Genomic DNA, 18,907 nt, shown 5'->3' with positions numbered 1-18,907 from the left:
TCATCGAGAAATCGGCGATAATCGAGAACGGTTCGATGATAGAAGTTAAAATTTCCGCCGTATCCTTTGTTGCTCAACCCAACGACGATCTGCCCGCCATGATGAATCGCATCAAAGAATATATCGTGCGGATTTGACATTTATAAACTATTTTGCGTTTGAGTATATGGGAATTAGCGGGCTGCGCTTCGCTTATCGCCCGTATTATTCCACTGTGTAATACAACAATCCCGTCGTCAATTCGGCGTTGACTTTGTTTTTGGGGTTGAATTCTACGACTTTGAAGCGGTAGGAATTTCCCGTTTGCGGGCCTGGGCTGAACTCTTTCGCCGTATAGAACGTTTCTTTGGGCGACCAATAGTAATAGGTAATATTCCCGCTATTGGTATTGCCTAGCGGTTGGAATTCGCCCTGCTCGTTGACTTTTACTAGAACTCTATAATCCGACACGTCGGCCAGGTTGGAGCCGAAGTTCCAGGCGATTTGGATGGCTCGCTGAGTGGACTTGTCCGCGTCCGAACCCGAGCCGTTTTGCGGGGCGAGGTCGTTGCCTCCGAGCAGGTCGTCGTAGACGGCGATCTGGCCGGGATTGAGGTTGGGCATGACCGGCGGCGCGAGATCGGGGGCGGTTGCGCTTTCCATCGCGAAGCCAGTCGCCGCGGTTTGGTCGTACACGTCTTCCGGGCCGATAGGCCAAGCTAGGCGCACGACGCGGAAGCGGTAGACATGGCCGAATTCCGGCCCGCTTGCGAACTTAGCGGCGATGTTCGCCGCGCCGGGGAACCAATCCAATTGGTTGGCATCCAACGCCGCGCGGGCGAGAAACTGATATCCGCCCAACCCATCGCGCACATAAACATCCCAGCTGGTCCCATCCCAAGCAGGGATGTTCCAGCGAAGCGTGAGATTGCGCTCGCCCGCCGAATCGAAATCGGTCTTGTTAGTGTAGTCTTCGTTGGTAGAGGTTGGATTATCGTAAATTTGAAGAGCAATTGGCGGTTCGATTTCCAGGACGACGCGAAAGCCAATTGCTTCACTATCATATTGCGTTTCTTCACTGGCACGATAAGCCGAGCGACATTCAGATGCGTTTGAACAATAACATCCACCTTTTATAACTTTTCGGCCAAAACCAGAAGCAGGATTTTGAGGAGAATTAGGTCCTTTGGGATCGATTTGAGGAGATCGCATATATGTTTTTTGAGAATAATCGTAACACCACTCAAAAACATTGCCATGCATATCATATAAACCCCAATTATTTGGAATTTTCAGTCCAACTTTTCTTATATCGTAATATCTAAAATGTGAATTTCCATACCACCACATATATTTATCCATTATTTCGCAAAAGGCTTTAGATGGCGCTTCCTCTCCTACTACTACATCATCAACACACTCCAGCGCATCGCTAAAAGAAAAGCGTGTTGTCGTACCGGCTCTACAAACATATTCCCATTCCGCTTCTGTGGGTAATCTGAAAGTACCAATTTTAAGTTCATTGAGTTTATCGATAAATTGCATACATTTAAACCAACTTACTTTAGTGATGGGAAGATCATTGGAAATACCACTCAATGGCGAAGTACTATAATTCGGCATAGCGCCCATAAATGCTAACCATTGACCTAAAGTGATTTCGTGCTTTCCTAAATAAAAATCTTTTGTAATAGTGACTTCATGCTGGGGCCAATCATAGGTAATAGCCATACCGGAATAATCTTGCCAAACATACCGCCCCCGTTCATTCTCCGGCGAACCCATAATGAACTTACCGGAAAGGATGCGAACCATTTCCAGCGGCTTGGCCCCTTCCGGCAAACCGGGGATGTCTATGATGATGGTAGGGAGTTCTTCCCCATTAACAAGTATTAATATTAATAACAAAATGGCAGTTTTATTCATGGATTCATTCGCCTTCTTCCGTATAGTTCAACAATCCCGTCGTCAATTCGGCGTTGACTTTGTTTTTGGGGTTGAATTCTACGACTTTGAAGCGGTAGGAATTTCCCGTTTGCGGGCCTGGGCTGAACTCTTTCGCCGTATAGAACGTTTCTTTGGGCGACCAATAGTAATAGGTAATATTCCCGCTATTGGTATTGCCTAGCGGTTGGAATTCGCCCTGCTCGTTGACTTTTACTAGAACTCTATAATCCGACACGTCGGCCAGGTTGGAGCCGAAGTTCCAGGCGATTTGGATGGCTCGCTGAGTGGACTTGTCCGCGTCCGAACCCGAGCCGTTTTGCGGGGCGAGGTCGTTGCCTCCGAGCAGGTCGTCGTAGACGGCGATCTGGCCGGGATTGAGGTTGGGCATGACCGGCGGCGCGAGATCGGGGGCGGTTGCGCTTTCCATCGCGAAGCCAGTCGCCGCGGTTTGGTCGTACACGTCTTCCGGGCCGATAGGCCAAGCTAGGCGCACGACGCGGAAGCGGTAGACATGGCCGAATTCCGGCCCGCTTGCGAACTTAGCGGCGATGTTCGCCGCGCCGGGGAACCAATCCAATTGGTTGGCATCCAACGCCGCGCGGGCGAGAAACTGATATCCGCCCAACCCATCGCGCACATAAACATCCCAGCTGGTCCCATCCCACGCAGGGATATTCCAGCGAAGGGTAAGATTGCGTTCGTCCACCGCATCAAAGTCGGTCTTGCCGGTGTAGTCTTCGTCTGTGGAATCTGGGGTATCGTAAATATTGATAGTTGGCGTAGAAAAGTTAGTACAATATTCTTTGACAATTCTTAAGCCGCCATATGCTGATTTTTCATCCAAAGGATAATGCGCCCTAGCTGCCGAACGCATTTCTGTTTCAGGTATATATATATATCCACCTCGTATCACCTTGTTTTTTCCTATTTCGGGTCCAACTGGATCAATTTGGTATTCGCTCGAATAGGGACCATACCAATCGTAGCAAAACTCAAAAACATTTCCAATCATATCGAAAAGATTCCATGCGTTTGGTAGTTTTAAGCCTACTTCTTGAATAAATGGACTATATTTTTGTATATATTTTAGACCGCCATCGCTTCCCCAATAAAATGGCGTTGTCGTTCCAGCGCGGCAGGCGTATTCCCATTCCGCTTCCGTCGGCAAGCGAAATGTTCCCCACCCTTTTTCGTTTATTTTTTGAATAAAATCCTGGCAGTCATCCCACGTTACATTTACAACCGGTTTATTGATGTGATGAACATAAGGATAAAAATCCATATTGGCTTCATAATCATCGACGGGATTATAACCCATAATCGCTTGCCATTGCGCTTGGGTAACTTCGTATTTTCCTATATAGAAAGGCTTTGAAATATTGACAGGATGGCGAGGAAACTCGTCTTCTCTGGCTCCATGCAATTCTACTGGACTGCCCATTGTAAATTGCCCGGAAGGAATTAATGACATTTCCAAAGGAACCGCCACTTCAGGCAAATTAGGTATATTTACAATAATGCTTTGAGCATCTACCGAAAAAACGGATGGCGGTAAAAATAATATCAACATCGGAATTATTATTTTATACATCTTATTCCCCTTTTTAAATTTAAGGAGAAGGAACATGTAAGCTCCTTCTCCTTTCTGCGTCAATCTCTATTGAATGAATCGCAAAGTCGTCCGATACAGATCAAAGTCTGGATTGTTGGCGGTATTCTTAGAGAAATACAATTTATTGTATTCCGTAGTTGTATAATCCACGCCAGTAGACCCAATTAGAGTTGGATAATAAATATAGCTATTATCACATTCTTCTCTCAAGTGAATCCAGCTTTCCTGCCATTCAACAGGATTGTTGCTAATGTGGATGCATAATGCGAACCATTTATAATCATCACCAATAGATGTCATACCTCCTTTACAAATCATAACATATTTGTTGAGGTAGGTGTTGAAACTTAGTTTGGGATTTGATCGCCAAAGTTTATGATCGTTTGGTTGATCACCGCGAGTTGTATTGGCGTTCCAAACGGCAGTAAACTCACCTCTATAACCGGGTTGCACCCAATTATCGCTATCACTCCATGTCGCTGTTACTTTCTTGTATTTTTTCCAGGGATTTGTATTGCTGCTATACGAAGTACTATGAATGGCGGATATGGGAGCTCTAGCCATACTAAGCATAGAAACTGCTTTGTGACCGCAGTTCTCAATCCCGTTGCAACTTGATTTTGGTATATTTGGATATTCGAAAAGTTGTGGAATTTTATTAGTCCAATCGAGAATAAGCGATTGAGTCATGAAAGCCATATAATAATAATCATCAGTGGCTTTGACGACCGAAGGATCGCCGCATCCAAACTGATGCGCATCGGGATACCCCATATTAATTTGTTCCTCCGGCGTGGCGTAAGTAATAATCTGAGCGCTGCTGCTGGTGATCTGCGGATTGGAAATTTCCGGGACTAGGCTGTTCGTTTTCGTAAACACTCGTCCATAGCCCGTTCCGGAAGATCGCGAGTAGCCAATGCCGGCGTAAACTTTCATGGCGGCGTTGTGTTCGCTACCCGCTCCGCTGCGGTTATTGTCCGCTTCTTCGTGTTGGAAGTGATCTTCCGCGTAATAGAATCCATGCAGCGTTTTGGTTGTGTCGCTTAGTTCATTATAAAGCACCGACGACAATCCCGTCCAATGGTCGTCAAAATCCCGCGCGGCGTTACCGCTGGGGCCGATGACCTGGATCGCCTCGCTATTGGCGTTCTTCATGATATGGCTGGTAATGTCGTTGACCGAAGCGTTGTACATATTCGTCGAGGAAGCATTATAAAAATCGACGACTCGGCTGCTGGCGCCATATTCCCAATCTGGCGAATCTACATCCGACGAACCGCCATGCTCCTCATGATTCGCAGATCGCCGGGCGGAGAAATAATAGAGAAACCGTGTGGGATAGGTTCCGTTTCCCGGCGCTTCGACGGCGCAGGTGGAGAGGTCGGACGGGTTGGCGAGATAACCGTTGGCGTCTCCTTTTACGATAACGAGTTCATCCGAATCCGTTGGAGAGACGATGCTCACGGATGCTTTGACGCTTGGGATTGGGGCGTTGACAGACGATTTCTTTTGGAGGGAAATTGGCGTGACGGGCTGGACGTCCACCTTTTCCTCCTTCTCGCCAACTACGACCTTAAACGTACTGCTTATCAGTTTCGCCATGAAAATGTTCGCGCCGATTTCTTGCGGATCCCAATTTTCCTTCCCACCGATTTTGGCGTAAGCAGGATTCACGCGCAAAACCAACGATAGGCGCACTTCCTGCCCCGCCCATTTGGTGAGTTCTTCGACGATATGGCATGAGCCGGGATATTTTTCCGATTTCCCAATTCCCTTGGCGGGAAGGGCGTCGGCGAATTCCCACGTCTGGCCGTCCTTGGAGCGGGTTTCGATTTGCAGCAGCAGATCGGCGCCCTTGTCGTATCCCGAAACGATCTCCGCCCCGCATTGGAATTGGAGATAGCGATGAGCGGGCAGCGAAATGACGTACTGTCCCGCCACGCCGTACTCCTGCTTGCCGGAAACCGGCTTCGCCTTAATGAAAAGGGCGTCGCCGGAAACGATCCCGACATTTTCCTCGCCCGTATCGATTTGGGTTTCTTTGACTTTGACGACGCTTTGATCTTCATTGGCGGCATCCAAGGGAACGGGCGTTTTTTCCAGATTTTCCCAGGCGATGCTGGCGCGATTCTCTTGAAAATCGAGAATCTTTTCCACGTCTTTTTCCTGAGCGAATCCCAAAGAGCCGAACGAAAACAACAATGTTGTAATGATGAGCCATTTTCTCATTAGTTTTCCCCTTTGTATCCCCCGCCGAATTTGCAGAGGATGGTCATTCCCGTTGATTCATTCCTATCGGCGATTAGAAAGTTTATGGTTTAGGTATATTTTATCGGTTATCACCCCCTAATAATCGATATGGACAACAAAAAGGCGCAGCAGAATAGATATCATAGAATATATCATAAAAAAGGAAACAAATCAACTATAAAACAAAAAATTAATCAAAATATTTATAGCCAATCAAAATGAATCAATCGCAAGATTGCCGAAAAAGCCGATCCGTCGGCTTCCCCTCCCTCTTTTCTCCCAAAAGTGAAGATTCCCAAGAAAAAGTCGAAAATGAGGAGATGGTCAGGAGTTGTTTTTTTATGATAGAGGGTAATCGGCGGGCGATTTTCCCGCTGCGACGATGCTGCATGCCTGGATGACGTTCAATCCCAATTCCCGCGCCTTTTGCAGGACGGCAGCGTTTTCCGAGCCGGGATTGAGAAATACTTCTTTCACGCCTTTTTGGGCAATGGATGGCAATACCTTAAGGGTTATTTCCGGCGGCAGGTAGACGCTTGCGATTTCCACTTCGCCGGGAATATCAAGGATGGAGCGGTAACATGGCAAGCCTTCAATCGATTCCTGGGCGGGATTGACGGGATAAACCGCGAATCCCCGGTCGCGCCAGGCGCGGACGGCGATGTTTCCGTATTTATGGCGTTGGGCGGAAGCGCCAAGGATGGCGATGGTTTTGGCGTGGTTCATGAGAGATATCCATTGCTGCTTAGATTGCAGATTATTATACCATTCTGCGTTAGGATTATTGCTTATAAATTCCCTCGCCCTTTGGGAGAGGGTTAGGGTGAGGGAAATTAAATCTAATAATATCAACCCTCACCTAACCTCTCCCAATCTTGGGAGAGGAATTTTTTAAGCAGCAATATTATTGAAGGTTGGTATTATTCCCTCGATCTCGGTTCCGATCTTGACTCATAGGTTGAAGGGATCAATCAAGGGCAGAAAAAACCTTGCCCTGGCGCCCCCCTGTTTGCAAAGAAAGTTCCTCTTGCGGCTGATCCTTATATTGCAATTGATAGAGCCGGAAATAATGTCCGCGCTGTTGGAGCAGCTGCTGGTGATTCCCGCGCTCTATGATTTCGCCATGATGGAGCACCAGAATTTCATCCGCTTTTTGGATGGTGGAGAGCCGATGCGCCACCATGACGCCAGTGCGGCCTTCGATGGATTTTTCCAAGGCCTGTTGGATCAAATGCTCCGTTTCAGCATCGACGTTGGCGGTTGCTTCGTCAAGAACGAGTATCGCGGGATTCAGCGCCAGGGCGCGGGCGAAAGAGAGCAGCTGCCGCTGACCCAGGGAGAGGGTGGCGCCCCGTTCCTTCACTTCCGCATGGTAGCCGCCGGGAATTCTTTGCACGAAGCGGTCGGCCTGGACGATTTTTGAAGCGCGGACAATGTCTTCCTCGGAGATTTGGGGGCGGCCCAGGCCTATGTTTCCGGCAATATCGCCCGAAAACAGAAAGACATCCTGCAAGACCAATCCCATTTGGGCGCGCAATTCGCGCAGGCCGTATTCCCGCACGTCGATCCCGTCGATCAACACTTGCCCTTTCTGGACGTCGTAAAAACGGAATAGAAGATTGACGATGGTGCTTTTTCCCGAACCGGTAGCGCCGACGAGCGCGATCTTTTTCCCTTTCTCAACGGTAAAGGAAACGTCCCGCAGCACCCAATCTTCGTTATTATAAGCAAACCAGACGTTGCGGAATTCCACTTCTCCCCTCAGCGTTCTCTTGACGGGTTGGGGAATTTGCGGAAGCGATTCGTCCATGTCGAGCAACGAAAATACGCGCTCCGCCGCCGCCATCGCCGTTTGCATGATGTTAAATTTATCCGCCAGATCGCGGATGGGCTGGAAAAATTTCTGCGAGGCTTGCAAAAAGGCCGCCAAGGCGCCGAACGTCAACAACGGAGGATTCTTCAGGATCAATCCTCCGCCGTACCACAACAGCAAGGCGATCGCCAGCGAGCCTAAGAATTCCACGGTAGGATAGAAGAACGCAAAATTGGCGACGCTGCGCAGGTTGGCGTCTCGAAAACCTTGCGTGAGTCCGGCGAATTTCTCGACGTTGCGCCGCTGGCGGTCGAAAATCTGCGACGTTTCCATGCCATTGATATTTTCTTGCAGAAAACCGTTCATCTTCGACAACAAAGTGCGCACATCGCGGTAGGAGAGGCGAACGTTTCTTTTGAAAATTACGCTAACCCAGACTATAGCTGGAAGCACAGCCAAAACGATCAGCGTCAGGGGCAGGCTGAGATAAAACATGATGCCCAACAGCCCCAGAATGATGAGCACGTCGTTGAACGTATAGACGACGCAGTTGGCGAACATGGAATCCAAGGCTTCAATATCGCTGGTGAGCCGCGTCATCAACGTCCCTACCGGACGCCGGTTGAAGAAGGAAAGAGACATCTTTTCCAGATGGCGGAACAGGTGAAGCCGCAGATCGTACATGCTCTTTTGGCTCATGGCGTTGACGAGATAGAATTCCATATATTGGAAAACCAAGGCGGCGAACAGCAGCAGAAAATACGCCAGCGCCAAGAGCGATAATCCAGCCTTAACTCCACTTTGGATATACCGGTCGATGACGATTTTGTATAAATAGACGGAAGCGAAGAGTTCGATGGCGGTATAAAGAAACAAGAAAGCCACGGAAAGAACGATATGCTTCTTATAGGGGAGAACGTACTGAAGCAGACGCCCCATTAAACGGGCGTCGTACGTTTTCCCAGCCGACGAATCTTCTTGCCTATTGGACATGGATCGCGAATGCTTTCTTCGAGGTAATGTATGAAGTATATCTCCCTCGGCGGGCGCGTCGAAGGCTCTCCATTTCCGCCGCTCGATTTGGATTCAACTGTGGTTATGACGGTGGATGTGGAAGATTATTATATGAGTCCCGAAAGCGTTCCCTTCGAAACCTGGCCTTCCTATCCGTCCGCTATCCATGAGGGCATGGAGCGTTGCTGGAGTCTTTTGGAAGAATACGGCGCCAAGGCGACATTTTTTTTCGTCGGCTGGCTGGCGGAGCGCTATCCCGAACTTGTCGCGCAAACGGCGGAAAAAGGGCATGAAATCGCCACTCACACCTACAATCACGATTTCGTCTCATCGCTAGACGGGTCCCGCTTCGCCGCCAGCGTCCGGCGCAGTTTGGAAATTCTGCGGTCGCTCGTTCCATCCCAATCGATTACCGGCTGCCGGGCGCCCGCTTTTTCCCTGGAACGAGCGAAAACATGGCAGTTCGATATCTTGCGGGAAAACGGCATTCTCTACGATTCGTCCATCAATCCCCATCAAACCTATTTATATGGAGATCGCAGCGCTCCCCGGCATCCCTACGAATGGCGGGGAGTAGTCGAAATGCCGCCAGCGGCGGTGGAAATTGCAGGAGCGCGCTTCCCCGCCGGAGGAGGCGGAACCTTGCGGATTCTTCCTAGCTTTTATCTATCCTGGGCGCGTTTGCGCTATCAGGCGGAAGGATTTCCGCCAGTAATCTACATTCATCCGTGGGAGTTCGTTCCCAACCATCCGCCTCTCGATCTGCCCTGGAAGCAGCGTCTTATTCATCGCATCGGCCTATATAGCGTAGAAAAAAAAACGAGGGCCATCCTCGAAAGCAACCGGATTTTGACTATGCGGGAATATTATGCTCTTCTCAAAGAGGCGCGGCGCTGCGGAACGAACGGTTTGAATGAGGACAAGCGTTCTCAAAGGATGGAATGATTGACAAGAGGGTTAATGTTTCAGTAAAGTACATTGAAGCCGTGGCCAGTAGTTAGCGGCGGGACTTGTTTCAATCAACCCGCCCTATGATTTTCGGGATTTTTCAAAAGAGTACTTTAAGTATTATAAACTCATGTTACGCGCGAGAAAAAGTTGGAGAAGTCTATTATGATCGCCGCGTCGAATCACGAAAACGCGAAATAAAAATGAAAATCACGAAAAAATAGAAAAATAATTGGGCAAGAGATCGCTCCGTGGAGAGGATTTTTCCGTTAAATCCCAAAGAATCCATGATATCCTTGATTTGAAAATTTCGTGAAATTCGAGCCATTCCGTTGTTTCGTGATTCAATAACGCAAAAAAACGAAAACCTTACTGCTCATTTGAATGGTTCTTCTAATTGGCAAAATACCAACGCCGAAAGCGAAAGAAGAACATTGGCTGTGTATCATGAGTTATTAAGGTAAATTTACTTTGTATGACTTATCGGTAAACCAATATGAAATCCGATGAAATCAATTTGTTGACGTTGAATATTTCCAGCGACCGGCGCAAAAACGTCATCTTTATTACCGTTTCCGGACCGGTGAACGCCGCCCAGTCGCCCCGTTTGCGGGAAGCGATCGGAGAAGCGTTCAAAAAGGAGGTTCAAGCCGTTATTATCGATATGAATGGCGTCGATTACATGGACAGTTCCGGTTTGGCAACTTTTGTGGAAGCCGTACAAAAAGCGGAAGAACGGGGGGCTAAATTCGCCATCCTGGGAAATATGCACGAGCGGATCCAACATCTTTTCGAGATTACGAGATTGGATGGCTTGTTTCTGCGTTTTCAATCCAAAGAAGAAGTATTGAATACCATAATGAATGATGAGTGATGAATAATGAATGGGGGGAGAGCGAGTTACGCTTCGCTTTGAGCCTACCCTACTGAAATAGTACAATCTTAAGGATAAGAAAAGAGTAGGAGAGGGATCATGAAATATCGTTTGGCGACGGTTCTCTTTTTCTTTATTGTTTCTTCGGTATTGACGGCTTCGCCCGCCGAAAAACCAATATTACGAGTGTTGAATTGGTCGGAATTTATCGCTATCGACGATAAAGCCGATCCTTCCCTGCCGATACCGGAACGTTCTCCCGTTTTACGCCAATTCATGAAAGAGCAAAATTGCTCCGTGGAATACTACGTCTACGATTCCATAGAAGATCTCTATCGCCGCACAGAAAATATGCAGGGATATTATGACGTTCTTATTATCCCTGTCGATATCGCCAAAAAATTTCTTATAGAAGAGCGACTATATAAATTTACTCCCAACCAAATCACCAACAAAAACGTTATTTCCAAGGAGTACGCCGAAAGGCTGAAATCATTAGGCGATTATTTTCTTCCCTATTTGATAGGAACGACGGGAATCGCCTATCGTAAAGACCTGACGGGCCGCGAAATAGAAAACTGGAAAGATTATTTTGAGCCGCCGCAACCGCTTAAAGGCAAATTGGCCGCTCAGAATACGTTCGTCACGCTCTTTTTCGCTCTAAATTATCTGGGAATCGATATCAAGACGCAAGACGATAAAAAGGCAATGGAGGCGGCTCAGGTTTTTTATGCTCTCAAGAAAAACGGCTTTATCGAATTTTCCAATAATGTTATAAATATTCAGAATGAATTGCTGCGCGGCGATCTGGCGATGGCGATTATGTATTCCAGCGATGCGCTAAGCGTTATGGCGGAAGACGCGTCGAAGAACATCTGTTATATCGTCCCCAAGGAAGGCGGGGAACTGGGAGTGGATGGCGTTACCGTTCTAAACGACGCTCCACACAAAGATTTGGCGTTGAAGTTCGCCGATTTTATGCTGAAGCCGGAGATTCATGCGGCCAACGCCGTCTATTTGAACTCATGGTGTCCCAACGATAAAGCCGTCGCCATCATCAAAAAATCCCATCCCGAATATTTCAATAATCCCAATATCAATTTGTCTCCCGAAATAAGAGAGCGAATCGAGATTTACAGCAATCCGGCGCTGGAAAAAGAGATGCGGCGGCTATGGTCTCAAATCGCCGATCCATTGGGAACGCTGCCGTTTTTGTTTTAAGATCGAGGCGCCAGCGCTTTAGTTTCGATGGCTCAAGGGCAGTAACAACCTTGCCTTTGCCACCCTCATAATCGCCGTTTTTGTTTTGATCTCGATACTTGAAGACTCATCGATCGATTTTTCCGATTGCGGCGCCTTGGGAATCGTAGAAGAGATATCCCTTACTATATAGGCCATTGCTAGGGTGAAAGGGAGAGGATTGAAAATCGTAAATCCTTTCTTGCGGCGTTGCGTCACGAATATCCATAGATGGCGATTGGCGGGAAGGGCCGGCGCTCCAGGTAAAACAGGAGGGGCGGGATAGATTGTATGGATATAACATCGCCGCCGCCGGATGATGCGCAACGCCGTATCTCACATCCAAAAAAGGCGCCGCGCCGTTGGCGGGAAACGGATCGCGGAAAAATTTCTCTCCCAAATCGGGATGCGTTTTCCGTATGAATGGCGTAAGGCTGCCCTGCTCTTTTTTCCATTCGCCGGGGAGGTCTGCGCTTGGTTCGGGTCCCATAGAGAAGAGAGAAAAATGAATGATTCGGCTGGCGTTGATGAAGAATTGCGCCGTCCGGACTCTGGCTTTCAATTGGGAATAGCGCCATCCCATCAGCAGCGCCAAGAGAAGGCAAAGAAGACCGGCGAGGAGGATTCTAGCAGCCGAAGAGTTCGCAAAAATCTTTTTCCGCATAACGGTCGGTCATTCCAGCGATATAATCGGCGGCGGTTCTATACAATCCATCTTCGTCAATCCGTTTTTGGAACGAGAAAGGAAGTTGGCGGGGATTTTCGGCATAATGGAGAAACAGGCGGCGCACGATCAAGTCGCAGCGCGACATCGTCCGCAAAACGCGGGGATGGCGATAGAGGCTTTCCGTTAGAAATTTCTTGGCTTCCATCACTTTCGCGCGCATCGAAGGGCTGAAATCCACGGCTTCGCCGAGGCTTTCCAGATTCGCTTGCCGCAGACGGCGCAGGCTTTCATGGGCGGCGTCCGTCACCTGGACGTTGATGATATGGATGATGGTTTGAAAGCGCTGGCTGGCGGCGTCGAGGCCGGGACATTGCTTTTCCGCCGCTTCCCAGGCTTCCCGCCATAGCGCCGTCCGCATCATCTCTTCCGTCCGCAGCAGGCCCGACTCGATGCCGTCGTCCAGGTCGTGGCTGGTATAGGAGATTTCGTCGGCGATGTCCACGATTTGGCATTCGATGGGATTGCGGGCGGCCATCCCGGCGCCCATGCCCGCGTAGGGAGATTTGGTTTTAAGGATGCCGCGCCGCGTCTCCGCCGTCAGATTCAAACCGGGGAAGGATGGATAGCGTTTTTCCAACCGGTCCACAATTCTTAGCGCCTGGGCGTTGTGTTCGAATCCCCCATGCTCCGCCATCAATTCGTTCAACACCCGTTCTCCGGAGTGGCCGAATGGAGGATGCCCCAGATCGTGCGCCAAGGCGTGCGCCTCGCATAAATCCTCGTTGACGCCGAGCAGCCGTCCCAGGGTGCGCGAAATTTGGCCTACCTCCAGCGAATGCGTCATGCGGGTGCGGTAATGGTCTCCCTCCCGGTTGACGAAAACCTGCGTCTTATACTCCAACCGCCGGAAGGCGGCGCAATGAACGATGCGGTCGCGGTCGCGCTGGTAGCAGGTGCGGTAAGGGTGCTCCGCTTCAGTATAAACGCGTCCCAGCGATTCGCCCGAACGGGCGGCGTAAGGAGCGAGATGAAGCCGCTCCCGTTCTTCCTGCTGCGCCCGCGTTAAAAGGGATAGTTCTTCCGTCATCTTTTTTTCATCTTTCATCTTTCATCATTCATCATTCCTAAGAAAACAAAAAGCAGGCTGGCTCATCAGGAGATTCGCCCTCCCTTAATTCGTCTTCAAACAAATAGGGAGGGCGAGGCTCCCGCCGAGCCAAGGCTCCTCAGTCCTTTTTCTTTCTGCCATCGCCGAATTCCTCGGTAAGGAGGCTCATCAATTGTTATATTTATAAAGGAACGACGGATCAAAAAACACAATCCCTCCTACGCGTCTCAAGAGCAAAAAAACCTTGCCCCTGCCCCCTGTCCGGAATTGCTTTTTTCATTATTCATCATTCATCATTCATCATTCATCACTCATCATTCTATTCTCTCACCCGATCGAATCCATTTGAATCAAACCGGGCCGAAGCGAACCCATATCGACGATTTCATTTCCTATCCGATAGCGAGTCCCGCCTTCGAAATGGATCAATCGGACGCCCGGAAGCCATCCGTTGCCATAGTAGCGGGAATCGGCGGTTATATCGAGAATTTCGGCGTTGAGGAACGGGCGGTTGCCGATGGGGACGATATCCCGCACCCGGCATTCGATATTGGCGGGGCAGCTGGTCAACAAGAGGGGACTGGCGGATTTTCCCCGCGTCGTAGGCAGGTTGAGATGCGAAATCTTATCCAAGTACCGGCCCGAATTGACGCCGCAAAAATGAACGATCTGCAGCATGGATTCGTCGGGAACGCCGAGAATGAAATCGCCGGATTCGCGGATATAACGATAACTCATGGAACTCGGCTTGAGCGAGAGTCCGATCATCGGCGGATCCTGGCTGAGGGGAAGATAACACGAGACTGTGGAGATCGTATTGAATCGCCCGCTGCGGGCGGAGAGAAGCAGAATGGGATGGGAAGAGAGCATCACGGAAAAAAGCCTATTCGGTATAGCCGCCATGGCCTATCTCCATATCCATCAAGTTTTTTTTGTCGGACGAATTCATTGGGAATTCACGCGGCGCGCTTTCCTTCATTCTAGTCCCTCCAGCGATTCGAGGGTCCCTTTCTTTCGAAAAACCCATTAAAACCGCCGCTCGCGACTCTTTATGGTTGTTTTAAATGAATTATGATACCTTAAGATAACGCATGGCGAATACCCGCATACCGGCAAAAAGGAAGTGGAATAACTCATTGGGAACGTCCTGTAACTGTTGCTTTTCCGTTCCACCTTCATTAAAATCGCTTTTATTGTTGTGCGCGCTAGTATCGAGAGGGAAAGCCCTTTTTCATAATGTATTGGAAGGCGGATCGCCGGGCGCGAATCGTTCGCGAAAAGGCGCAAGGCCGCCGCATCCCTAAAGCGATCGATGGTAGGACGCAATTCTAGAGATTAAATCGAGAAACCGCTGTGGACAATCAGACCGCACTATTGACCCGTTCGCCCTACGAAGTGCTGAAAGTATCGCGTTGGGCGGATGAAGAAGAGATTAAAGCGAATTATTTTCTCCTCGTGAAGCAATTCAATCCGGAATATTTTCCCGATGAGTTTATCGAGATTCGCACCGCATACGATTTGCTGAAAGACCCGGCGACGAGGGCGAAGAGCGATATCGGTTTATTTGCGGCGCCGCCTAATTATTATTATTCCGATTATCCCCATACCTCCGATCATCCCCTCTCACTTTTCAAATTAACGCAAGAGTTGAAAACCATCTGCAATAATCAAAGTCCGCATTTGGAAGATCTAATTAGATTGGATGGCGAAACGCTCGAGAAAGCGCATCATATATTGCGCGGCATTTCCCTATACCATACGCAACACAATCAGTTGCCTGAAGCGGTAGAGACTTGGAAATGGATTAGGGAACTGGATCCCAGCGACGAAGAGACCAAGCGCAACCAAGCGTTCGCCCTGTGGGAAGAGGGGTATAAAGCGGCTCTTCAGAACCAATTCGCCGATGCGGAGAACTCCTTCAATTCTCTGCTGGAACAAGGCGTCGAGCACGGCGTAATCTATCAGAACCTGGCGCTGGCTTACGAAAAACAAGGGAAAAAAGCGGAATCGGAAAACGCATGGCATAAAGCATTGGATTTTTTCAACGGGGAATTGAAAGCCAATCCGAATGACGAATACTTGAAAGCCATCGTCATCTGCATCCATAAATATACCGGCGGCAAGTTCATCGATGGCAGCGCCAATTCGGTAAGCGGAAGCATGTCGGGCGGCTCCGCCAAGGAGCTCGGTTACGCATGCATTCAAAAGGGCAATTGGAAACAAGCCGTCGACGCCCTGGAACAAGCCTTGCGGGAGAACGAAGACGACGTGGATGTCCTCTGCCAAATGGGATGGGCTTATCTCAATACGAACCAGCACCATAAGTCGTTCCATATGTGGAACTTGGCTCTGAAAAAAGCTCCGGGGAAGCGGCAGGTCATCGATCATCTCGTCCGCGGCTATACGATCTTTGGAAAACGATTGAAGGATCAACGCATTTTCAATCAAGCCTTGGTCCAATTTAAAAATGCGCTCAAATACGAACCGGAAAACATGGATTTGATGAATCAACTGGCCGAAACCTATTTTCTTATGCGCAACTATTCGGCCGCCATGAGCGAGTACCAACGCATCCTCGATAAAGATCCCAGAAACAAAGCGGCGAGACAAGGCATGAGAGAAGCGAAACGCCTTGGAGGTTTGCGTTAATGGGTTGGTGGAAAGAAGCGGCGAATTTCAAAGAAGAGTTTCCTATCGAAAATCTTCCGATGGAGACTTTCGGCGATAAAAGGGGCGACGCCTTAGCGTTGCTTTATAAGCGGCCCGATGAGTTGCCGGAGGCCGCGAAGGCCAAGCGTCTTCCCGCTTCTTTGCAAATCGATCGGCGGAAGGAAGAATTTTTCGCGCGAATCCTTCCGATTTTGGACGGATTCGATAATATTTTCCGTTATGTGGAGCGTTCGAATCTGGAAGGAAACGAAACCGTATCCAATTGGCTGAAAACGCTGGAATCTTTATACCGGCGCTTAATCTCCGCGCTGGAAAAAGAAGGTCTTTGCGCGATCGAATCGGAAGGAATGAGTCTCGATCTCTCCATTCACGAAGTGATCGATACGCGGGAACAGCCTGGAGTTCCGAACAACACGGTGATTGAGGAAGTGGTAAGAGGCTATCGTTTCGGACGGCGGACGCTGCGGGACGCCAAAGTCATAGTAGCCAAAAATCCCGCCGCCCTGGAAGAATAGAATTCTTACTTTATAGTGTTTGGGAGCAAGGCCTTTGATCGACGCCCCCCAAGAGGCCGATCAATGCCTGATTTATTGCGTCAAAATAAGTTGAGAACGATATAATTTATAATAAATCTACCGAAAACACATTGATGTTTTTATTGCAGCCGCAGGAGATGAAAACCCATGCCGCGAATTCTGGGTATCGACCTTGGAACCACAAACTCTGTCGTAGCCTATATGGAAGGCGACAAACCCCACATTATTCCCAATGAACTGGGAGACCGCATCACGCCATCCGTCGTTTACTTTGGCGAAGACGGCTCGGTTCTGGTTGGGAAAAAAGCCCGGCGCGCAGCGGGATTGAATCCTGATCGTTCCGTTTTTTCCATTAAACGCCACATGGGAACCGGTTATCGAGTCGAAATCGACGGGAAAGCCTACACTCCCCAAGAGATTTCCGCCTCCATCCTGCAAAAAATGAAATTCGACGCGGAACAATATCTGGGCGAAGAATGTCCCCAAGCCGTGATCACCGTTCCCGCTTATTTTACCGACGCCCAACGGCAGGCCACCCGCGATGCGGGGCAGATTGCCGGATTCCATGTCCGCCGCATCATCGACGAACCGACAGCCGCCGCCATTTCCTATGGATTGGATAAGGAATCCGACCAGATTCTGATGGTATACGACCTGGGCGGCGGAACCTTCGACGTTTCCATCATCGAAATGGTGGGAGGCGTGTTCCAGGTTCTTTCCATTAAAGGCAATAACCATCTAGGCGGCGACGATTTCGACCGCCGCGTCGTCGAGTATCTTCTGGAACGTTTCAAGCAAAAAGAAGGCATCGATTTATCGAACGATAAAAAAGCCCTGTTTCGTCTGCGGGAAGCGGCGCAGGAAGCGAAAATCGATCTTTCCGGCGTTACCAAGACGGAAATCATCATCGAGGCCTTGGCCATGACCCAAAGGGGGCCAATCACCTTGGCGGAAGAACTGACGCGGGCGACGCTAATCAGTTTAATTCACGATTTACTGGAAATGACCATCACTCCAAGCCAGGAAGCCATTGCGGACGCCGGCCTGACGCCGGACGACATCTCCAACGTGCTGCTGGTCGGCGGAAGCACCCGGATTCCGGCAGTGCAGGAACTGGTGCATAAAATCGTCGCCAAGGAACCGAGAAAAGACGTCAGCCCGGACGAATGCGTCGCTTTGGGCGCGGCCATTCAAGCCTCCATCCTGGCGCCGCTGGACAGCGAACTTGAATACACCGCCGCCGACGCCGTCAACAAAGACGGGCCGGTCATCGTCCACTTGACTCCCTTCTCTCTCGGCGTAGGACTCGCCGACGACCGATACGGCGTTCTGATCGAGCGCAATTCCACCTATCCGACGGAAGCGAGAGACCTCTTCACGACGACGCGCGACTTTCAATCCGCCATCAGCTTCCCCATTTATGAAGGAGAAGAGATGGTCGCTTCCGCCAATACGTTTCTGGACATGCTGCGCATCGAGGGCATCCCGCCCGCCCCGCGCGGAGTCCCCCGCATCGAAGTCACTTTCCGGCTGAATCAGGACCGGATTCTCGAAGCAACCGCCAAAGACCTTACTACCGACCAGGAAGTCAGCATCACGGTCGTGGCCACCGATAATCGCCTGTCGGATCAAGACGTAAAAAAACTGACCCAGGAAGCCCAGGAACGCATCGCTAAGATGCTGCAAGTGCGAAAAGACGAAGATTTTACCAATGAGATCGACAACTTGTTGTTTAAAGCGCGGCGCGTATTCTCCGAAGCCACCGATCCCTTGGCGGAGGAAGCCATGAGAGTCGTCGAAGACCTCGAATTGGCTCGCGGGCGTTCGGATCGGCATTCGTTGGAAGAGAAAATGGGGCTTCTGAGCGATATGCTGACGCGGTATGAAACCGCCGATTATTAAAAGCCGTTTTTTTTACGCTGGCGTTGATTTCAACGATTCGACGAGGCGGCCGGTTGGCCGTCTCGTCTCTTGTAGGTGGAAAATATATAACGCCGGTACGCGCGGAATCGTTATCCTATTGGATTCAAATGAGGCTCTTGCAAAATTAGTAAATTCTCTCTTTTAATTCTCCCCCCAAGTTTGGGGGGAGTTAGAGGGGGGTTGATTTTATTGGACGCGAGACAACCCCCTCCTAACCCAATGTCATTAAGTTAAGGCGTAAATTAACGCAATTCCATTCCCTCGCCCTCTGGGAGAGGGTTAGGGTGAGGGGAAGTTCAATCAATTCTTGCTAATATGCGTCCTTTT

Annotated in this window: 14 protein-coding genes; 6 read left to right on the top strand and 8 right to left on the bottom strand. The window is 49.5% G+C overall.

Annotation, left to right across the window (positions count from 1 at the left end):
- Nucleotides 1-204 precede the first annotated feature (204 nt).
- The 5 genes from AB1656_08305 to AB1656_08285 all read right to left on the bottom strand — a co-directional run bounded on the left by AB1656_08305 (nucleotide 205) and on the right by AB1656_08285 (nucleotide 8,594).
- Entirely contained in the window at nucleotides 205-1,905 is a 1,701-nt protein-coding gene (locus AB1656_08305) for a formylglycine-generating enzyme family protein (protein ID MEW6235372.1), read from the bottom strand.
- Nucleotides 1,906-1,909: 4 nt separating this feature from the next.
- Entirely contained in the window at nucleotides 1,910-3,397 is a 1,488-nt protein-coding gene (locus AB1656_08300) for a formylglycine-generating enzyme family protein (protein ID MEW6235371.1), read from the bottom strand.
- Between the two features lie 186 nt (nucleotides 3,398-3,583).
- Nucleotides 3,584-5,767 carry a hypothetical protein gene (locus AB1656_08295; protein ID MEW6235370.1) on the bottom strand — a complete coding sequence of 728 codons (2,184 nt, stop codon included), beginning with the start codon at nucleotides 5,765-5,767 and terminating at the stop codon, nucleotides 3,584-3,586.
- 360 nt (nucleotides 5,768-6,127) lie between these two features.
- Complete coding sequence (locus AB1656_08290) at nucleotides 6,128-6,514, bottom strand: CoA-binding protein (protein ID MEW6235369.1); 387 nt, start codon at nucleotides 6,512-6,514, stop codon at nucleotides 6,128-6,130.
- A 241-nt stretch (nucleotides 6,515-6,755) separates the two neighbouring features.
- The gene (locus AB1656_08285; GenBank protein ID MEW6235368.1) at nucleotides 6,756-8,594 is read right to left on the bottom strand and encodes an ABC transporter ATP-binding protein; all 1,839 of its coding nucleotides are present in this window, start codon (nucleotides 8,592-8,594) and stop codon (nucleotides 6,756-6,758) included.
- A gap of 30 nt (nucleotides 8,595-8,624) precedes the next feature.
- Here AB1656_08285 and AB1656_08280 point away from each other — a divergent pair, with 30 nt between their 5' ends.
- From AB1656_08280 to AB1656_08270, 3 genes are all read left to right on the top strand, one after another.
- Entirely contained in the window at nucleotides 8,625-9,560 is a 936-nt protein-coding gene (locus AB1656_08280) for a polysaccharide deacetylase family protein (protein MEW6235367.1), read from the top strand.
- Nucleotides 9,561-10,059: 499 nt separating this feature from the next.
- Entirely contained in the window at nucleotides 10,060-10,437 is a 378-nt protein-coding gene (locus AB1656_08275; GenBank protein ID MEW6235366.1) for an STAS domain-containing protein, read from the top strand.
- A gap of 99 nt (nucleotides 10,438-10,536) precedes the next feature.
- Nucleotides 10,537-11,658, top strand: a complete 1,122-nt coding sequence (locus AB1656_08270; protein ID MEW6235365.1) for an extracellular solute-binding protein — start codon at nucleotides 10,537-10,539, stop codon at nucleotides 11,656-11,658.
- A 106-nt stretch (nucleotides 11,659-11,764) separates the two neighbouring features.
- Here the strand turns inward: AB1656_08270 and AB1656_08265 are convergent, their stop codons facing one another.
- The 3 genes from AB1656_08265 to AB1656_08255 form a co-directional block, all read right to left on the bottom strand.
- On the bottom strand, nucleotides 11,765-12,340 hold the full coding sequence (locus tag AB1656_08265; protein ID MEW6235364.1) for a hypothetical protein: 576 nt from the start codon (nucleotides 12,338-12,340) through the stop codon (nucleotides 11,765-11,767).
- Nucleotides 12,303-13,430, bottom strand: coding sequence for a deoxyguanosinetriphosphate triphosphohydrolase (locus AB1656_08260; protein MEW6235363.1), 1,128 nt, complete (start codon nucleotides 13,428-13,430; stop codon nucleotides 12,303-12,305). The genes AB1656_08265 and AB1656_08260 overlap by 38 nt, the downstream gene beginning before the upstream one ends.
- A gap of 348 nt (nucleotides 13,431-13,778) precedes the next feature.
- On the bottom strand, nucleotides 13,779-14,354 hold the full coding sequence (locus AB1656_08255; GenBank protein ID MEW6235362.1) for a flavin reductase family protein: 576 nt from the start codon (nucleotides 14,352-14,354) through the stop codon (nucleotides 13,779-13,781).
- Between the two features lie 450 nt (nucleotides 14,355-14,804).
- Between AB1656_08255 and AB1656_08250 the strand changes: the two genes are divergently transcribed.
- The 3 genes from AB1656_08250 (at nucleotide 14,805) to AB1656_08240 (ending at nucleotide 18,559) form a co-directional block, all read left to right on the top strand.
- On the top strand, nucleotides 14,805-16,100 hold the full coding sequence (locus tag AB1656_08250) for a tetratricopeptide repeat protein (GenBank protein MEW6235361.1): 1,296 nt from the start codon (nucleotides 14,805-14,807) through the stop codon (nucleotides 16,098-16,100).
- On the top strand, nucleotides 16,100-16,636 hold the full coding sequence (gene grpE / locus AB1656_08245) for a nucleotide exchange factor GrpE (GenBank protein ID MEW6235360.1): 537 nt from the start codon (nucleotides 16,100-16,102) through the stop codon (nucleotides 16,634-16,636). The genes AB1656_08250 and grpE overlap by 1 nt, the downstream gene beginning before the upstream one ends.
- Before the next feature lie 168 nt (nucleotides 16,637-16,804).
- Nucleotides 16,805-18,559 (top strand): Hsp70 family protein, encoded by a 1,755-nt coding sequence (locus tag AB1656_08240; GenBank protein MEW6235359.1) that lies wholly within the window; start codon nucleotides 16,805-16,807, stop codon nucleotides 18,557-18,559.
- Nucleotides 18,560-18,907: the final 348 nt, after the last annotated feature.

It is taken from the genome of Candidatus Omnitrophota bacterium (genome assembly GCA_040755155.1).
Lineage (GTDB): Bacteria > Hinthialibacterota > Hinthialibacteria > Hinthialibacterales > Hinthialibacteraceae > JBFMBP01.
Note: the sequence above shows the minus strand (reverse complement) of the source record. Positions and strands in the feature narration are given on the sequence as shown.

What these genes read in the sequence shown, in the direction of transcription:
- AB1656_08305 (MEW6235372.1), bottom strand. Translation starts at nt 1,905, where the DNA reads ATGAATAAAACTGCCATTTTGTTATTAATATTAATACTTGTTAATGGG.
- AB1656_08300 (MEW6235371.1), bottom strand. Translation starts at nt 3,397, where the DNA reads ATGTCATTAATTCCTTCCGGGCAATTTACAATGGGCAGTCCAGTAGAA.
- AB1656_08295 (MEW6235370.1), bottom strand. Translation starts at nt 5,767, where the DNA reads ATGAGAAAATGGCTCATCATTACAACATTGTTGTTTTCGTTCGGCTCT.
- AB1656_08290 (MEW6235369.1), bottom strand. Translation starts at nt 6,514, where the DNA reads ATGAACCACGCCAAAACCATCGCCATCCTTGGCGCTTCCGCCCAACGC.
- AB1656_08285 (MEW6235368.1), bottom strand. Translation starts at nt 8,594, where the DNA reads ATGTCCAATAGGCAAGAAGATTCGTCGGCTGGGAAAACGTACGACGCC.
- AB1656_08280 (MEW6235367.1), top strand. Translation starts at nt 8,625, where the DNA reads ATGAAGTATATCTCCCTCGGCGGGCGCGTCGAAGGCTCTCCATTTCCG.
- AB1656_08275 (MEW6235366.1), top strand. Translation starts at nt 10,060, where the DNA reads ATGAAATCCGATGAAATCAATTTGTTGACGTTGAATATTTCCAGCGAC.
- AB1656_08270 (MEW6235365.1), top strand. Translation starts at nt 10,537, where the DNA reads ATGAAATATCGTTTGGCGACGGTTCTCTTTTTCTTTATTGTTTCTTCG.
- AB1656_08265 (MEW6235364.1), bottom strand. Translation starts at nt 12,340, where the DNA reads ATGCGGAAAAAGATTTTTGCGAACTCTTCGGCTGCTAGAATCCTCCTC.
- AB1656_08260 (MEW6235363.1), bottom strand. Translation starts at nt 13,430, where the DNA reads ATGACGGAAGAACTATCCCTTTTAACGCGGGCGCAGCAGGAAGAACGG.
- AB1656_08255 (MEW6235362.1), bottom strand. Translation starts at nt 14,354, where the DNA reads ATGGCGGCTATACCGAATAGGCTTTTTTCCGTGATGCTCTCTTCCCAT.
- grpE (MEW6235360.1), top strand. Translation starts at nt 16,100, where the DNA reads ATGGGTTGGTGGAAAGAAGCGGCGAATTTCAAAGAAGAGTTTCCTATC.
- AB1656_08240 (MEW6235359.1), top strand. Translation starts at nt 16,805, where the DNA reads ATGCCGCGAATTCTGGGTATCGACCTTGGAACCACAAACTCTGTCGTA.